The 17886-nt window shown below is 46.9% G+C and carries 4 protein-coding genes; 3 read left to right on the forward strand and 1 reads right to left on the reverse strand.

Annotated elements, in window-relative coordinates; translation table 11 throughout:
• Positions 1-14 precede the first annotated feature (14 nt).
• A complete protein-coding gene (locus tag SIO70_RS04165; RefSeq protein WP_320579692.1) occupies positions 15-11726 on the reverse strand; it encodes a gliding motility-associated C-terminal domain-containing protein in 11712 nt (3903 codons plus the stop codon).
• Between the two features lie 724 nt (positions 11727-12450).
• Here SIO70_RS04165 and SIO70_RS04170 point away from each other — a divergent pair.
• From SIO70_RS04170 to SIO70_RS04180, 3 genes are read left to right on the forward strand one after another with little or no spacing between them, the layout of a single operon-like run.
• Positions 12451-15015, forward strand: a complete 2565-nt coding sequence (locus SIO70_RS04170) for a hypothetical protein (protein WP_320579694.1) — start codon at positions 12451-12453, stop codon at positions 15013-15015.
• A 55-nt stretch (positions 15016-15070) separates the two neighbouring features.
• Complete coding sequence (locus SIO70_RS04175; RefSeq protein ID WP_320579695.1) at positions 15071-15979, forward strand: transglutaminase-like domain-containing protein; 909 nt, start codon at positions 15071-15073, stop codon at positions 15977-15979.
• A gap of 9 nt (positions 15980-15988) precedes the next feature.
• Positions 15989-17845 (forward strand): chloride channel protein, encoded by a 1857-nt coding sequence (locus SIO70_RS04180; RefSeq protein WP_320579697.1) that lies wholly within the window; start codon positions 15989-15991, stop codon positions 17843-17845.
• Positions 17846-17886: the final 41 nt, after the last annotated feature.

The following is a 17886-nucleotide window of genomic DNA, read 5'->3' on the forward strand; positions in this document are numbered from 1 at the left end:
GGTATCTGTATTAGTTATCTTACAATGGTTACGGTACCTTTCTTGTTAACAATCGTACCATCCCGCAGCGTAGCTTTCAGTACATAGATGTACACGCCTACCGGCTGCTGAACTCCACTCATCGTACCATCCCATCCTCTTGCCTGGTCCCTGGTTTCGTAGATCAGCTGACCATACTGGTTGTAGTACATCATGACGATAGAGGCGACCTTATTGCCGTATACATAATGGATGTCATTGAAGCCATCTCCATTCGGTGTGAATACATTCGGAACAAAGATGCTGTTGCCTTGTGGGTTCTTCGATTCACCGGTTACGGCATTGGACAGCGCACTTGTTTCGCAGCTTTCGCTACCCAGTGCTCTTACCTGTATCGTCACTGGCTGACCAGGAGTAAGGCCATATACTGTATGTGTAGTACCTGTGCTGCCGGAGCTTGGCGCAGTATAAGTCGTACCATTGTTCGTGGTCACTTCATAACCGGTTGCACCAGCTACAGGATCCCATGTAAATGTCACAGCATTGGTAGTCGTGAGCGCAGTGTCAACACTTACTACCGGTGCATCGAGCGGTTGCAGAACTGTTACGGTAGCTGCCACTCTGGTACCGCTTGTACAACCACCTGAAGATGCAACTTCTACATAGTAAGTAGTGGTCGCGGTGATGGCAGGAGTGGTGAACGATACGCCTGTTGCTACTGCAGTTCCACCTGTTGCTGTTGTATACCAGCTAAAGGTTGCACCTGTTGTAGTAGATGTCGCCGTCAGTGTTGCACCCAAACCCGGGCAGATACCTGCTTCATCGCCGGATACAACCGCATTGTTACCAGGTGTGCCGATGGATACCGTTACAGCTGTACGTGTATTGCTTGCACAACCATTTGGATTCTGTGCTTCCACATAGTACATGGTAGTGCCAGTGATAGCAGGTGTAGTGAAGCTTGAGCCAGTGCCGACTGCAGTTCCACCTGTATTGGTTGTAAACCATTGGTAAGTGAGACTTGCATTCGGATTCTGTACCTGTAGTATTGCAGTAGAGCTTGCGCAGGTTACGACTGCGGAATTCACTACTACTGGTGCAGCTGGTGTAGCATTCACGGTTACCTGAACCATGGTGCGGCTTACGCTTACACAACCACCGGTTGCTGCTTCCACATAATAGGTTGTATTAGCGGTGAGCTGCGGTGTGGTAAAGTTTGCACCTGTGAATACTGGTGTACCACCGGTTGCGGTTGTATACCATTTGTAAGAGTAGCCTGATACAGGACTTGTTACAGAGAGTACCACGGTGTTGCCTGAGCATACTGTTGCACCACTTGTAGCTACTGGCGCATCGATCGTGTTCACGATTGTTACCGTTACACCTCTGCGTGCCAGGCTGCTACATCCAGAGCTGTTCAGGGCTTCTACATAATAAGTAGTATTCGTACTGAGGGCTGCTGTTGTATAATCAGGGCCTGTAGAGAGCAGGTTACCACCAGATGGGGCATCGTACCAGCGATAAGTAAGTGATGCATCCGGATTCAGCACAGAGAGGGTAGCAGTACCACCTACGCAAGTAGTTACATTGGTAGATACCACTTCAGGCGTAGTAGCCGAATTGTCTACCACGATGCTGCCTGCTGTGCGGGTAGCGCTTACACAACTTATACCGATCAGGGTCTGTACATAGTAAGTCGTATTTGCAGTTACTGCTGTTACATTGAACACAGGACCGGTGAATACCAGGGTACCGCCAGTAGCCGCATTATACCATTGGTAAGTAGCACCTGTCTGTGGATTCAGTACGGTCAACGTACCGTCGTTTCCAGCACATACTTTCACGCTGCCAGATACCAGGGTTGGTGCATCAGGTGAAGTACCGACTGTCACTGTCGCACTTACTCTTGCGCTGCTGCTGCCACAACCGGATGTTGTACTCACAGCTTCTACATAATAGGTAGTAGTCGCATTCAGTGTAGGTGTAGCGAACGTAGCGCCGGTGAATACAGGTGTACCACCTGTTGCCGTTGTATACCAGTTATAATCTATACCTGAAGTATTGGATATCACACGCAGGGTAGCTGTGGTACCAGAGCAGGTAGTGATATTATTTGATTCCAGTACCGGAGTCGGAGCTGTATTCGATACTGTTATACTTACGCTTGCTCTTGCTGCACTGGTACAGTTATTACCATTGGTTGCTTCTACATAGAATTGTGCATCTGCATTGATAGCAGGCGTTGTGAAGCTGGTACCTGTACCCAGCGCTGTTCCACCAGTTGCTGTGCTATACCAGCGATAAGTGAATGCTGCATTTGGATTCTGTACAGAAAGCGATGCAGTATTACCCTGACATACGCTTACTGAAGCAGCGGTCACTGTTGGTGTACCAGGAGATGCGGTAGCTACCACACTCACTTTCGTACGACCACCCGTATTCACACATCCGCTTGCATTTACAGCTTCTACATAGTAGTCAGCATTCGCTGTTACATTTCTGATGGTGATAGAAGTACCTGAACCAACCAGGGTACCTGCTGTAGCAGCATCATACCATTGGTAGGTCACGCCGCTCTGAGGTGTAGATACAGACAATACTGCATCCTGACCTGTACATACATCTACGCTGGTAGCGGAAACTACCGGTGCATCAGGATTCAGCGATACATTAGCAGTTGCAGTTACTCTTGCACCGCCTGCTGTACAACCAGATGCTGTGTTCACCGCTTCTACATAGTATACTGTGGATGTAGTGAGTGCACCTGTTGTATAAGTCGCACCAGTGAATACCGGAGTACCACCAGTAAGGGTAGTGTACCATTTATAAGTAATACCAGTTGTGCCGGATGTTACGGTAAATGTCGCCTGCTGGCCTGAACAGATATTTACATTGTTCGCCGTCAGGGTTGGTGTTGGGGCACCTGCTCCGACAGTTACAGTAGCTTTCACTCTTGTAGCGAGTGTACAGCTGCTGTTGCTGGTTTCTACATAGAAGGCAGTATCTGCTGTGAGTGCATTGGTTACATATGTAGTGCCGGTGAACAACAGCGTACCACCTACAGGGGCGCTATACCACTTCGTCGTGATATTAGTACCTGTCACTGTAGCGGTGAGGGTAGCAGTATTTCCAGAACAGATATTTGCGCTGGTAACTGTAGGCGTGGTGAGCGCTGGTACTACATTCACTGCTACAGATACCCTGTTTGGATTCGCACAACCATTGGATGTACGTACAGTCTGTGCATAGTAAGTAGTATTGGCAGTCAATACCGGTGTAGTGAAGGTTGGACCATCACCTACCTTAGTACCAGCAGCATTGTACCATTCTATAGATGCTTCAGCGCTGGCTGTTGCCTTGAGCGTAGCAGTTGTACCACTACAGATCGTAGTGCTTCTTACAGCAACCACCGGTGCAGATACCTGGCGGGAAGCGTAGTATATTCGGAGGTTCACCAGTGCGGAGATCACACCACCTCTGAGTTTCACCTGTACGCGGTCGTAAGCTGCACCTGGCGCAAAGGCTACTGTGAACTTATTGCTACCGCTCAGCAATGATACATGCAGGTTGCTGCTGTTGAGCAGGAGTGCATCGTTATTTGCAGTGGAGCCATTGTAGCTGGATATTTCTATCGCACCCAGTAATGAAGCGTCCAATGCCTGTGCAGGCAGTTCAAGCACCAGCCTTACGCTATCGCCTGCGGCGGCAGCGCCAGGGAAGATGAGGGATTGCTGTACACTTCCACTACCAGCCGCCAGTGGCACTGACAGCAATGAATAGTTATCAATATCAGCATCTGTCGTATTTGCAGCATCCTGAACAGAACACAATACGCAGATAGCGGTTGTACTGTTAGTTTGTGCATTTGCAAAGTCGCACGCAGTATTTGGTGCTACTGTTACTGTAAGCGATACAGCGGTACGCTGACTACCACAGGTAGCAGAATCTGCCACAGCTTCTACATAATAAATGATGTCACTGGTCAGTGCTCCTGTAGTGAATACATTGCCTGTGAATACAGGTGTACCACCTACAGCATCTGTATACCAGTTATAAGTAACACCCATTGCTGCAGGAGATACTGTCAGCGTTGCTGTCTGGCCGGAAATTACCTGACCATTAGCTGGTGATACATTTACAGTTGGTGCTCCTGGAATTGCATTCACTTTTACAGTAGCCGCAGTTCTGGTAGCACTTGCACAGATACCTGCCGCCGCTTCTACATAATAAGTAGTAGTGGTATTCAGTACCGGTGTAGTGAAGGTTGCACCTTCAAATATAGCGGTGCCACCTGTTGGTGTGGTATACCAGCGGAATACCACGCCATTGGTAGCAGCAGAAGCTACCAGTTGAACAGAGCTACCTGCACATACCTCAGCAGATCCTGGTGTTACCGTTACGGCTGCTGGTTGTGTGATGACATTTGCAGTCACCATAGTGCGGGTAGTGTTGGAACAACCTGCTGCATTGGAAGCCTCTACATAGTATACTGTAGTTGTGTTTAAAGCAGGAGTGGTAAATGAATTACCGGTAGCGATAGCCGTACCACCTGACAATGCAGTATACCAGCGATAGGTCACACCTGTTACTGGTTTCACATTGAAGGTAGCAGTGCTGCCACTGCACACGGTGATGCTCGTTGTATCCAGTGCAGGTACATCCGGAACAGGATCTACCACAGCAGTAACCGGTACTCTTACAGGATTAGGACAGGTCAGGCTTGTCTTCACTGCCTCTACATAATAAGTAGTGGTCGTGTTCAGTGCTGGTGTCTCATAGCTGGTGCCAGTGAAGATAGAGGTACCACCTACAGCTGTAGTATACCAGCGGAAGCTTACATTGGATGGACCTGCTGCCAGAAGGGTAGCACGGTTGCCAGCACAGATAGTATCACCTGTTACAACCGGCAGACCTACCAGGCGGCTGGCGTAGTGAATGTTCACTGCGCTCAGTGCGGTGGCCAGACCAGAGTTGAGGCGTACTACGATCCTGTCAAAGAGACCTTTAGGCCTGAAGCCTACCAATGCCTGTGAATTGCCATTGAGCAGACTCACATTGATACCTGAAGCATTCAATGCTACAAAGTCATTGTTGGAAGTGGCTCCATTATAAGAGCCTACCTGTATAGTACCTAACAAACCTACATCGGCCAGTGAGTTAGGGAAAGACAGGCTAATCTGTACGCTGTCATTCAATTCGCTCACCTGCGGGAAGATCAGGGTTTGCTGTACATAGCCACCTGTCAGACCCAGTATTACATGCAGGGTTGCGTTGCTGGCAGTACTGTTGTCTACAGACAGGGCTGGGTTTTCTACATAGCAACCTATGCAGATACCATTGGCTGTATTGGTTTCTGATGTAGCGGCATCACATGGGATGTCGTTATTGCCAGGAATCACGGTAGCGGTTACAGACACACGGGATGCGGTCTTACAACCAGCAGCATTCACTGCTTCTACCGTGTAGGTAGCTGTTGCCGTAATAGCGCCGGTATTGAATACGGCACCGGTGAAGATGGAATCGCCGGCCGCATTGTACCATTTATAAATCAGGTTAGTTCCGGTAGCATGCGCGGTGAAAGTAGCGCTCTGACCACTGCTGATGGAGGTACCCATCGGTGTTACAGTAAGTCCGGTAGGTACTGCATTCACCGTCACAGCTACTCGGGTCCTTGTTGTGCTGATACAGCCATTATTATCTGCTTCCACATAGAAAGCAGTATCGGCTGTCAGTGCGTTAGTCGTATAATTTGGAGTAGATGCCAGCAGGGTGCCACCTGTAGGGGCAGTATACCAGCGGAAGGTAGCTCCGGATGGCGCTGTTGCCAGCAGGGTTACCTGGTCGCCTGCGCAAATATTCTTAGCAGCGGCAGTTGGCGCCACAGGTGTATTACCTACGCTCACCATCACGGGTACCCTGGTTGGGTTTGCACAACCAAAGCGGCTGGCTTCTGCATAGTAAGTAACCGAAGCGTTGAGGGCTGCTGTAGTAAAGGTATCGCCGGTAGCTACAGCTGTACCACCCACTGCACTTGTGAACCAGGCAATGTCCGCATCATTGGCAGATGTTGCGATGAGGGTTGCCGTATTACCGCTACATACATTCACGGTAGATGCAGATACATCTGGTCGTGGTGTCACTACCGCTGAGAAGTAAACATTCACAGAGGTAAGGGCAGTGAGCAGGCCATTGATACTTACCATCACACCATTGAACGTTTTGGTGGTAGGTATGGTCACTCTGAACTTGTTGCCAGTGTTCAGCAGCATAAGACGGATCGGGTTATCACCGAGATAACGCGCATCGCCATTGGCAGTAGCACCATTATATGTTTCTACCCTGATACCGCCCAGCAATGTAGCATCTGCTACTTTGCCAGGAATTTCCAGATCCAGCGTAATGCTGTCACCGGCAGGGTAAGTATTGTTATACCTCAACAGCTGACCGATATAACCAGCAGCACTTAAGGTAGCATTGATAGTGGATGCAGAGTTTGCATTCTGGTCTACTGCCAGTGCAGGATTGCTTACAGAACACAACAGACATACACCGCTGATAATAGGACTTTGCTGTGAAGTCGCATAGCTACAAGGGGTTGGCTCTGTAGGCAGGTTGATATCTACCCTCACAGCAGTGCGGGTAGCGCTGGTACAACCATTCACCGGATCTTTTACTTCCACATAGTAGATAGCCGCTGCTGTGAGCGCCCCTGTGGTGAAAGTGGTGGAATTTGATTTCAGCAGATTGCCACCTGCCGGTGCATCGTACCAGTTGTATTGATATGCCGGATTTGGACTAAGCACCGTGAAGGTAGCCGTCTGGCCGGAGTTGATAGTTTGGGTAGCCGGATTTACTAATGGCTGTGGCAGGCCTACCATTACGTAAACTGCTTTACGCACAGGGTTTGCGCAACCACTGCTCGATACGCCTTCTACATAGTAGATCGCATTGGTTGTTGGTGTTACCGCATAGGTAGCACCGGTAGCCAGGGCTGTACCACCTGTAGGCTGGGTATACCAGCGGAAAGTAGTACCAGGACCTGTCGCCTTCAGGGTAGCAGTAGCACCCGCACATACATATACCGTATCTTTTTCTACTGTAGGCGTACCTGCAAAGATCTCGGCTGAATATACTTTCAGGGCTGTGAGTGCTGTAGCCAGACCATTCAACCGGATATTCACCCTGTCATAGGCAGCACCAGGAGCGAATGTATAAATCAGGTCTCTGTTACCATTCAGCAATTGCAGGTTCAGGAGACCACTGTTCAGGGTCACTGCATCACCATTAGCAGTCGCATTGTTGGAAGAAGAGATCTGGATACCAGCTAATGCACTCAGATCTGTCAGGCCTGTATTGAAGCCCAGCCTGATCCTGACGCTGTCTCCCTTCACACCAGGTGCAGGGAAAATAAGGGATTGCTGTACATAAGAACCTACACCCAGGATAGTGTGGATCACAGAAGCAGTAGCAGTACTGTTGTCCACCGCAGAATCCTGTTTCTCTACATAGCAACCTACGCAGATACCACTGGTAGTAGACACCTGTGAGCCAGCACCGCCACAATCAATATCACCAACAGGGGTTGGACCACCTGTGCCATTCAGCGTGATAGGGACTGGTGTACGCAGACTCTTACAGTTTGCATCGCTGAGCGACACAGCTTCTACATAATATGTAACATTCGCAGATACCGGAGGGGTAGTGAACTGAGAACCTACATATACAGGCGTACCACCTGTAGGCACTGTATACCAGTTGTACTGGTAAGCAGCATTTGGCGATACAACATTGAAAGTAGGCGTTGCACTTTCTGCTACGGAAGCAGAAGATGGCGTCACATTCACACCTGGCAAACCAACTTTCACCTGTACGGGGGTACGTTTTTCACTACCACAGCTATCAGCACCAACAGCGGTTACGAAGTAGGTAGTGTCTTTAGTAACAACGGGTGTAGTGAAGGTCGTGCCATAACCTACCGGTGTACCACCCGTGTAGGAGGTATACCATTGATAGGTGTAGCCAGTCGGACCTACAGCAGTCAATGTAGCAGATGATCCGCTACATGCATATACAGTGGATGCTGACACCTGAGCGATCGGGGTCACCACCTGTGCATAATAAACATTGTAAGAAGAGAGGGCGGCCAGTAAACCATTCAGGCGAATTTCGACACGGTCAAAATCTTTGGTCGCCACAAAGGTGTAGGCAGATTGCTGTTCACCATTCAGGAGACGAACCCCCAACAGCTCAGGAGACAATGCTGCCATATCTGCATCAGCAGGACGTGCACCATTACCAGTACCTACGCTTAAACCAGCGAGCAAAGTTGCATCCAGCAGACCAGTGGTCGTACCAAGGCCGATACGGATAGAGTCACCTGCTTTTCCTGATTTAGGGAATACCAGATCCTGGTAAAGAGTTGCACCCAGACCAACATTGATACGCATAGTGGAAGCTGTGGTCGCAGATGCATCTACTGCATTGTCAGCGTTAGACACACCGCACAACAGACAGAGTAAACCGGTAATGCCATTATTCTGTGTAGTAGCGCCGCTACAGCTCAGGGCACCGTTGCCGGTAGTATCAGTTACATCGACAGTAACAGCTGTCCGTTCTATACTGATCAATCCATCAGTCGGAGACACAGCTTCTACATAATAAGTCTTATCTGCATAATTGGGTGGGGTAGTAAAGGTACTACCTGTATGTACAGGTGCACCGCCGGTAGGCACATCGTACCAGTTGAATACCGCATTAGGAATGCCTGGTATACTGGCAGTGAGCGTAGCCGTCTGACCTGCATTTACATTGGCAGGGCTTGGGGTGACCGTTACCGGTATCATCGCCGCTACTTCATAAATGTACAGTGAGTTATCAGCTGCCACCAGGCTGCTGAGGTCTATAGTTGCGGCATCGAAATCCTTTGTAACAGGGATTGCCACGCGCACTTTGCTGATAGTATCTTTTGATAAGAGATCCAATGTTAACAATGGAGAATTCAATGCCGTACGGTCATTGTTGCTCACATTGTTCATGGAGGTGGTTACACCGATATTACCCAGCAGGGATGCATTGGCAATCGGATCACCTTTCACACCCAGGATCAGGATAATGCTGTCTCCAGGGTGATAAACACCAGGGAAGGTGATCTTCTGACCTACAGAAGTAGCTACACCCAGTGGCAGAGAAAGACGGGAAGCAGTAGTTGTATCACCATCAATAGCCAGCTGTGGATTCTGTACACTACAGAGTGCACAGGCTACGCCGGTAGTAATAGGGGAAGTCTGGTCGGTGCCATATGTCCATAATGGGCCATTGCCGCCACCTATGGTGACAGGAACTGCGGTACGCACAAAACTGGTGGTACCGGCAGGATCCAGTGCTTCTACATAATAGGTTGTATTGCGGATGAGCGCAGGACTTGTAAAAGCGCTACCACCGCTGAATACCGGTGAACCACCGGTAGGAGTGGTGTACCAGTTGTAAGTAGGATTGGAGATCCTGATAGAAGGCGTTAAAGTAATGCCTGTGTTGTAAGCAGTTTTTGCCGGGTTAGGCGTCACTGATACAGGGATCATAGCCGCTACTTCGTACAGTTTGAGAGAACCGGATAAACCAAGCAATCCGCCAAAGTCAACCTTCACACCATCGAAAGTATTGGTAGCAGGAATGGCGACTTTGAACTTGCGGGTGTTATTCAATCCCCCGCCGAGTAACTGCAGTTTCACAACTGCATCGTCCAGTGTTCTGGTATCATTGTTAGATACTGCAGGACCCGCAATGCTATTCTGGTAAGTGGTTACACTTACTTTAGGCAGTAATACCGCCGCAAGGTTTTCAGTAGGCGCTTCCAGAAAGAGGACGATACTATCGCCTGCCTGATATACACCTGGCATTTTTACCAGCTGGCCTATGGTAGACAATATACCTAATGGTACAGTCAGGGTAGAGGCAGTAGTAGTATCGCCATCAGCAGCCGATGCCGAATCTGTCACCGTACAACCAGCACAGGCCACTCCACCGGTGATGGGGCTTTCCTGATCCTGGCCATAACTCCAGATAGTTCCCGGACCACCGGCGACCTTGATAGTGACAGGTGTTCTGACATAGCTGCTCAGGTTATTATCAGGATCATAAGCTTCTGCATAATAAGTTGATGTTCTGGACAGGGCAGGCGTTGTAAACGGATTACCGGTAGATACAGGAGCCCCGCCAGTAGCAGTCGTATACCATCTAAAGGTGGGCGTACTCACTCTTGAATCGATGCTGGCAGTCAGGGTTTCTGTGTTGCCGGCAGTGATAGTAGGTGCCGCCGGAGAAACAGTAACCGGAATCACGGCAGCTGCTTCATAAATGCGCAATGCACCAAAAGCAGTAAATGCAGTACCGAGATCGATTCTTACACCATTAAAATCTTCATTAGCAGGAATTGTAACCCTGATCTTAGGTGTATTGCCCAGACCCAGGCCGGAGGCTTGTAAATGTACCAGACTATTATTGAGCTGGATCGCATCATTATTAGGAGTGGTACCCTGATAAGTAGATACCTGGATAGCTGATAATGCAGCGACAGATATTAACTGGCCAGGTACATCCAGGTCCAGCACGATTTCATCACCGGCTTTGTAGTTGCCAGGAAATGCAATGAACTGCCCTACAGTGGACAATGCACCTACCGGCATGGAGAGGGTAGAGGCGGTGGTGGTATCACCATCTATTGCATTGTCCGGATTATCGACAACACAACCAGCACAGGCCAAACCATTCGTCAGTGTGCTGACTTGCCGGTCGCCATACATCCAGAGCAGACCAGCGCCGCCGCCTACCAGTACCTGTACGGGTGTGCGTACAGGGCTTACCAGACCATCTGCAGGATTGGTAGCTTCTACATAGAAAGTAGTTGTTCGGTTTAATACAGGGGTGGTAAAGTTAGTGCCACTGCCAATCGCAGTTCCACCATCAGGTTCTGTATACCATTGGAAGGTAGCCCCTGGAATACGGGGCAAAGCTGCAGAGAGGGCGACTGTACCACCAGTGATGACTGCAGGGGTGGCAGGTGTCAATGTTACAGGCTGAAATGCAGTTACTTCATACACACGTAGAGTACTGAATCCACCTACGACTGCAGAGAGGTTCAGCTGCACTTCGTCAAAAGTATGTGAGATGGGGACAACGACCCTGACTTTGGGTGTACTGCCGATGCCTAGTCCCAGCAGGTAGAATCTCACCAGATTATTATTCAGCGAGATCTGATCGTTGTTACCCACACCTGTATTGAAGGTGCTAACAGAAATAGCACTCAGCAGGGAGAGGGTTACGTTCTGGTCAGGGATTTCCAGATCAAATGCAATCGCATCGCCTGATTGATAGGTACCGGAAAATGTGAGCTGAAGCCCTACGCCGCCGACAACGCCGACAGGCAGGTTCATAGTTGCAGCAGTATTGGCATTGCCATCTACAGCATTTGCTGCATCACTCACACTACAGGTAGCACAGGCCAGGCCAAAGGTGACTACATTCGGATTCCCTCCGGAACTCCAGAGGGGACCATCTGCGAAATAAGTACCTGAAGTATACCAGGTTTGCCAGTGTGGTTGCTTTTGCAATACAGGCGCATAGGGATGTAGCGCTGCATACGCCTGCAACCATGACAGGGCGTTGTTGTTTTTAATGTCGTTGCTAAAGTCGGCAGCAACTGGCGTAGAAGTTTTCTTAGCAAAGGAAACTCCTGCCGGCAACCCAACCATGCAAAGACATGAAAAAATAGTAAGAATAAAAGCTCTTAGGGAGCCTTTAAGAGTAGCGTTAAGATGCATAGAAATCAATTGGTTCGGGTTATAAAGCGTGTATGTTTTTCACAGTTTTTGTTTTCAAGGAATTCAGGTCAATTATGCACCACATTGAGTCTGGCGTCCATAGGCCACTCAAGAGGATACACAGCACACATTAATTAATGTCTATGCATTGGCAAGGTCATGAAGGGGAGTAGCAATAAATAAGATATGGCTAAAACAGGGGTAGTCTGATTCGGTTGATATATTCACGAACACACATTTTTAAGAACCCATCGGTCAGAATACGGTACGAATTTAGGTTGATAGGGTGGGAAAGCAGCTGTTCTTTTCGTTCAGTATTTGAACGCTATTCATTCTATTCATTTCAACATTTCAGAAATCTTTTTATCCAGTTTTATCAACCAGACAATAAATTGTTATAGTACTATGATTAACAATGCATTTAGTTGGCAGTACTAATATGAAATCAAACTAATCAGATAAAAATTACTTTTAAATAGGCGTTGCCACATTATTATACGCAATTGATTTACATCATATTTTAAATTTCATTCATTTATATATGTTTTGTTCATTTTGTTCATTTTTATGAGAAAAAATCTAAACTAAAAAGCGCTACGTAAGTTTACCCTTGATTACCAAAATCCGATTACAAAAATCCATTTCTTGTCCCCGTATGATAGATCTCTCCTATGACTTTATCATAACTCTACAGAAAGAAGTTTCGAGACGTTTTGGCGTTGACTCTGTAACGGCTAGTGATTGCAAACGATTGTCACTCGCCATATCTGATGTAACCGGCAAATTGGTTAGTGAGACAACTCTAAAGAGAGTTTTTGGGTTTGCTGTAACACAGCATAGTTTTTCGCGCTATACTTTGAATACCCTGGCGCAATATTGTAATTATAAGGACTGGGAAGATTTTCAGACCAGACATTTCACGCAATCCACTTCCGGGGAAGTTGTAAAGGATGGTAAATGGGCAGAACTAAAGAGTAAAGGAGCTGCCGTATCCCATTATACCTTAGTAACGCTCAAGAACCGCTCCGGCATTCCATTTCAGAATACAGTATCCAGAGCATTCGGCGTTGCCCATATAGAGCGGTTCCTGGAAGGAACTTATCCTGCTACTGCCCTCATCGCGCCAAGCGGATGGGGTAAATCCACTACGCTTGTACACCTGGTAGAACACTTCTGGTATAGCAAAGAAGCAAAATATCCGCACGACATATGCTGGTTCATCCACGCTCACGCCGCAGGAAGCTTGTTTCTGCGTGGCCTCAATCTTAGTAACTGGCTGGACGATCAGCTCAGCCTCGGGCAACGGGAAAATTTCAGGGAATACTTTAAAGCACATTTTGATAAAATAGGCGGTAGACTCATACTCATTATCGATGGCTTCGACGAAATCACGATGTCCAGCGATAAACTAAAATTGATGTATACCAAGCTGGAAGAATTTGTCTACTCCAATGATGAATTCCCGTGGATAAAAGTGATCCTCTCTGTTCGTAGCAATACCTGGTCAGAAATATTTCACAATGACCAGCGCATGCCGCCATTCGGACGCTATTGGTACCTGGGTCCTGAAATGGATGAAGAAACCAATATCAACATCCCCCGTATGACGGAACAGGAAGTAAAGTCCGTGCTCTATAATCATCGCATGGATCCTGCTGTGGTACGCACTTTCAGCGAAAGTTTCCTGCAAAAACTGCGATACCCTTTTTATCTGCAACTCTTTTGTCAGCTCAATACAGGTGAGAATTCATTTATCAATGAACACCTGAGCCTTTATGAAATGGTCTCGCGGTTCGTGCAAATGAAAGTATTCAGCACGAACAACAACAATTTTAAGATCAACATCATTAATAAGCTCCTGGAGCTACTCGACTATGGCAAGAAGGGACAATATGTCGAAAAGAGCGCACTCCTGAATAAGAATGCAGAATTATTCTCCGCGTACAAAGAACTTCTTTCTGAAAATATACTGGTGGAAGAAAATCTGAGTCAGGACATTATGTTCTACGTGAAGGTTCGTTTTGCCCATCAGTTCCTGATGGAGTACTTTATGGCCATGCACTTTGTGGCCCAGGGTCAGCAACAGACAGGAGAAGGGGTATTTATGAATGTGATCAGCCATCTGCCATCCTCCCCCTTCCGTACCGGTATTTTCAAGTGGATGCTGCGTTACGCCATCAACAACGAGCAGCAGGAGAGCATCCGGCAGATGTTCCACCTTTCCTTATCCAATATTGAGAAATCACAATTGCTGGAATACCTTGCTGTACATTATCAGCAGGAAGGAAACAGGGAAATGTCGCTGAAATCCATCTTCCCGATGGGCTACTTTAAAAAGTATCCACTCAGCAAAATCCTGAACGACAACTTTATTCACTTTGGTAAGCGGAAAGTGCTAGTCGCCTTGTTAGATCTGGCAGAACTGCCGGAAGATAAACTAAAGATCAGAAGCATCCTCTTCATTATGTCGCTCCTGCAACTGGATGCAGAGCAATGCGAACAGGAACTGCATTTCATCAAAAAAATCGTTCAACGCGAAATGACGGAGGAGGAGCTGTGGGTCACTCCCTACGACCTCTTTCTATTTATATATGAATACCTGAAATTTGGTATCGTCAACGAAAGCATCAAAGATAAGCTCTACAGTTACGGACGATATCTGAATGGAAGTACCAGGCAGACACCCTCTGTGTCCCACGAACTGGTATTCAGGTTTTCAGGCTTTGCCTTCGCACTGCTGCATGATTTTGGCCATATGGCTAATTATTCCAAACGGATCTTTGAATGCTATCCGGCCCTGGTATATCAGAAGCACGATCCTGTCAGGCTTTCTTTGCTGAGCTGGCAGGCCTATGCAGCCATTGGCCAACATGATATATCTACCGCATTGAAAATCAGCCGGCATGCCGAGCTGTTGTTAAAAAACTATTCATTTGATCATACCAATGGCAGGCACCTGGAAGTATTGCACAAACTGATGCAGGGATATGCCTGTATGCTTGAAAATGAATTAAACAAAGCCATACGACTGACAGAGACTGCCATGGAGATTTCCCAGAAAATGGATTTGAAGTTGCTGATGATGATGGCGCTGCAATTATTACAAAAAATCTATATGGCACTGAAGGCTGAAAAACAATTACATATTACGCGGCAACAGCTGCAATTAATAGGCACCAGCACGTCATTCAAGCAGCTGGATAAGCAGTGGGGACAATAGACATTCAATTCTGCTTTTCATTATCTGGCATAATTTTGCGTTATTGCATTCCGTAATGGCCATAGATGAAAGTAAATATTCTTCTTTCCAGCAATTTCTGCTCAACCTGCTGAGCCTTTTGACAATCCTCCCGCTGGCACCATATCTGAACCGGTTTATACCACCGCTGGTTGAGGATGGCTGGCACCTGGATATGCTGTTGGCCGTACTCGCTGCCTTTCTGTTCACCCGTATCTTACTCTGGGTCTTCAGGCCGCTCATTATTCCAGCCTTTGTACTGGTCGTAGGCGTATTGTCCTTTAATTACTTTGCAGACAATTATACCTTCAGTAATGTACTGAATGATTATAAAGGAATGGTACAGGGCAACTGGGGTACAAAAAACTATAAACAACTGGATATCCTCAGTTTATATCCCCACCGCGTAGAAACATACAGAGATAAAACGGTGCGTAGTATTCGTGACAAGGTCAACTATAAAGATTCCCTGGTTCGTAATTTCTCTATTTACCATTCTGTAGAGGATTTTGATGAATATTTCCCCAAGTATGGCAAAGTATCCCGTTATCTGGCGCTGTTCAAATACATCAATAAAAATTTCCGCTGGGTACCCGATACCCGTCGTGATGAATATTTTGCTACGCCTCAGGAAACCATCCAGAATGGTATGGGCGGCGACTGTGACGACCATAGTATATTGATGGTATCCTGCCTGCAATCTATCGGGGCACGTTGTCGTATAGTACTGATTCAGGGACATGCTTATCCTGAACTGTATTGTGGTAACAAAGAAGATTTTGAAGTTATGAAGCAGGCCATTATTACGCTATTCCCTCATCCACCTATTAAGGAGGTCCACTACCACGAAATGAAAGGCGAATACTGGATAAACCTTGACTATTCTGCACGCCACCCCGGTGGACCATATTTGAATGACAAGGTATATGCGTTGATTGAAATTTAATAAAAACCAATGAGTCAATTTAAGAACATAAAGAAGTTTCACTCGTTTTTGCGCTTTAAGCGCGATTTTGAGCAGTATAGCATGCGAAGGGTCCGAAGTTATGAGATCATTATTCACTGGTTACACAGCAAAATGAACAGAAACCAGTTTCTTGTACTTTCAGGTATTCTGGTCGGCCTGGTTGCAGGTTTAGCGGGGGTGATCTTAAAAACACTGGTTCATTATATTCACTACTTTATTACCTACAAAGTTCACTTTAGTACACAGGTCTTTTTCTACGCTGTATTCCCTTTCCTTGGTATTGTACTAACTACACTTGTCGTTATCATATTTTTCAAGGGCCAGTCGCGCAAAGGGGTCGGGCTTATTCTTTATGAGATTGCACAAAACTCCAGCCTGATTCCACCTGTTAAAATGTATTCACAGATCCTGCAAAGTGCCCTGACAGTAGGTTTGGGAGGCTCCGCAGGTCTGGAAAGTCCTATTGCCGTAACAGGCGCAGCTATTGGTAGCAACTATGCACGCAACTACCACCTGGGGTATAAAGAAAGAACGCTGTTACTGGCAGCTGGTGCAACTGCAGGTATTGCAGCATCTTTTAATGCACCGATTGCAGGAGTGATGTTTGCTTTTGAGATTCTGCTCACGGGGGTGGTGTTTTCTGATTTTCTGCCTTTGATACTGGCGGCAATTTGTGGTAGTCTTTTGTCAAAGATTATTTTACAGGAGGAGGTGTTATTTCACTTTGAATCCAGGCAGGCATTCAATTATCACAACGTTCCATATTACCTTATTCTTGGATTGTTAAGTGCTTTTTACGCACGTTATTATATTGTCATTTCACAAAAAGTAGAACACTTCTTTCATAGCCTTAAATGGAGCGCTCTCCAAAAGGCCATATTAGGAGGTTTGATCATTTCTATTCTTTGTGTACTGATGCCACCACTGTTTGGTGAAGGGTATTCAAGTATCAAGCTAATGGCCAATGGACAGGCTGATGAAATCATCCGGAATAGTTTCTTCAGGTATATACCAGCTAAAAACTGGGTTTTACTGGCATTTCTGGGATGTACCTGTTTACTGAAAGTATTTGCTTCGTCCATTACCATTCAGAGTGGTGGCAATGGAGGTAACTTTGCACCCTCTCTTTTCGCAGGTGGTGTATTGGGATTCTTTTTTGCTATGCTCTGTACACAGCTGGGATTTCAGGATGTTCCCGTTACCAACCTTGTAATCGTAGGCATGGCTGGTGTAATGAGTGGCGTGATGTATGCCCCGCTTACCGCCATCTTCCTGATTGCAGAAGCCAGCTCAGGGTATGACCTGTTCATACCACTGATGATTGTTTCCTCTACATCTTTCCTGCTGGCAAAATGGTTTTCTCCTATCTCGCCGGAACTCAAACACCTGGTAGATGAGGGCAAGATCTTTACAAAAGAACATGACAGGAATATCCTCTCCTTGTTACGTACTGAAGAACTCGTAGAAAATACGATTCAGCGAATAGATATGAATGCCAGTCTGCGTCAGCTGATTGAGCTGGTAAAAAGCAGTACCCGGAATGTGATCGCAGTCGTTTCTCCCGAAGGTAAATTGGATGGAGTCGTGACTCTGGATCGTATACGTCCGATTATGTTCAACCAGCTGATCTACGACACCGTCACTGTAAAAGAAGTGATGCAGCAACCACCAGCATTGATCGGCCTGCATGACAATGTGGTAGATGTAATTACTAAGTTTGATGAAGTGAAAGAATGGAACCTGCCGGTAGTAGATAATGATAAACTGGTTGGTTTTATCTCCAAATCAAAAATCCTGAATCAATACAGATTATTACTACAGGAATACTCTGGCGATGAAGTATAGATTCCACGAATTGTGTTTTACAAATCATCGATCTCCCTGAA

Source organism: Chitinophaga sancti (assembly GCF_034087045.1).
Lineage (GTDB): Bacteria > Bacteroidota > Bacteroidia > Chitinophagales > Chitinophagaceae > Chitinophaga > Chitinophaga sancti_B.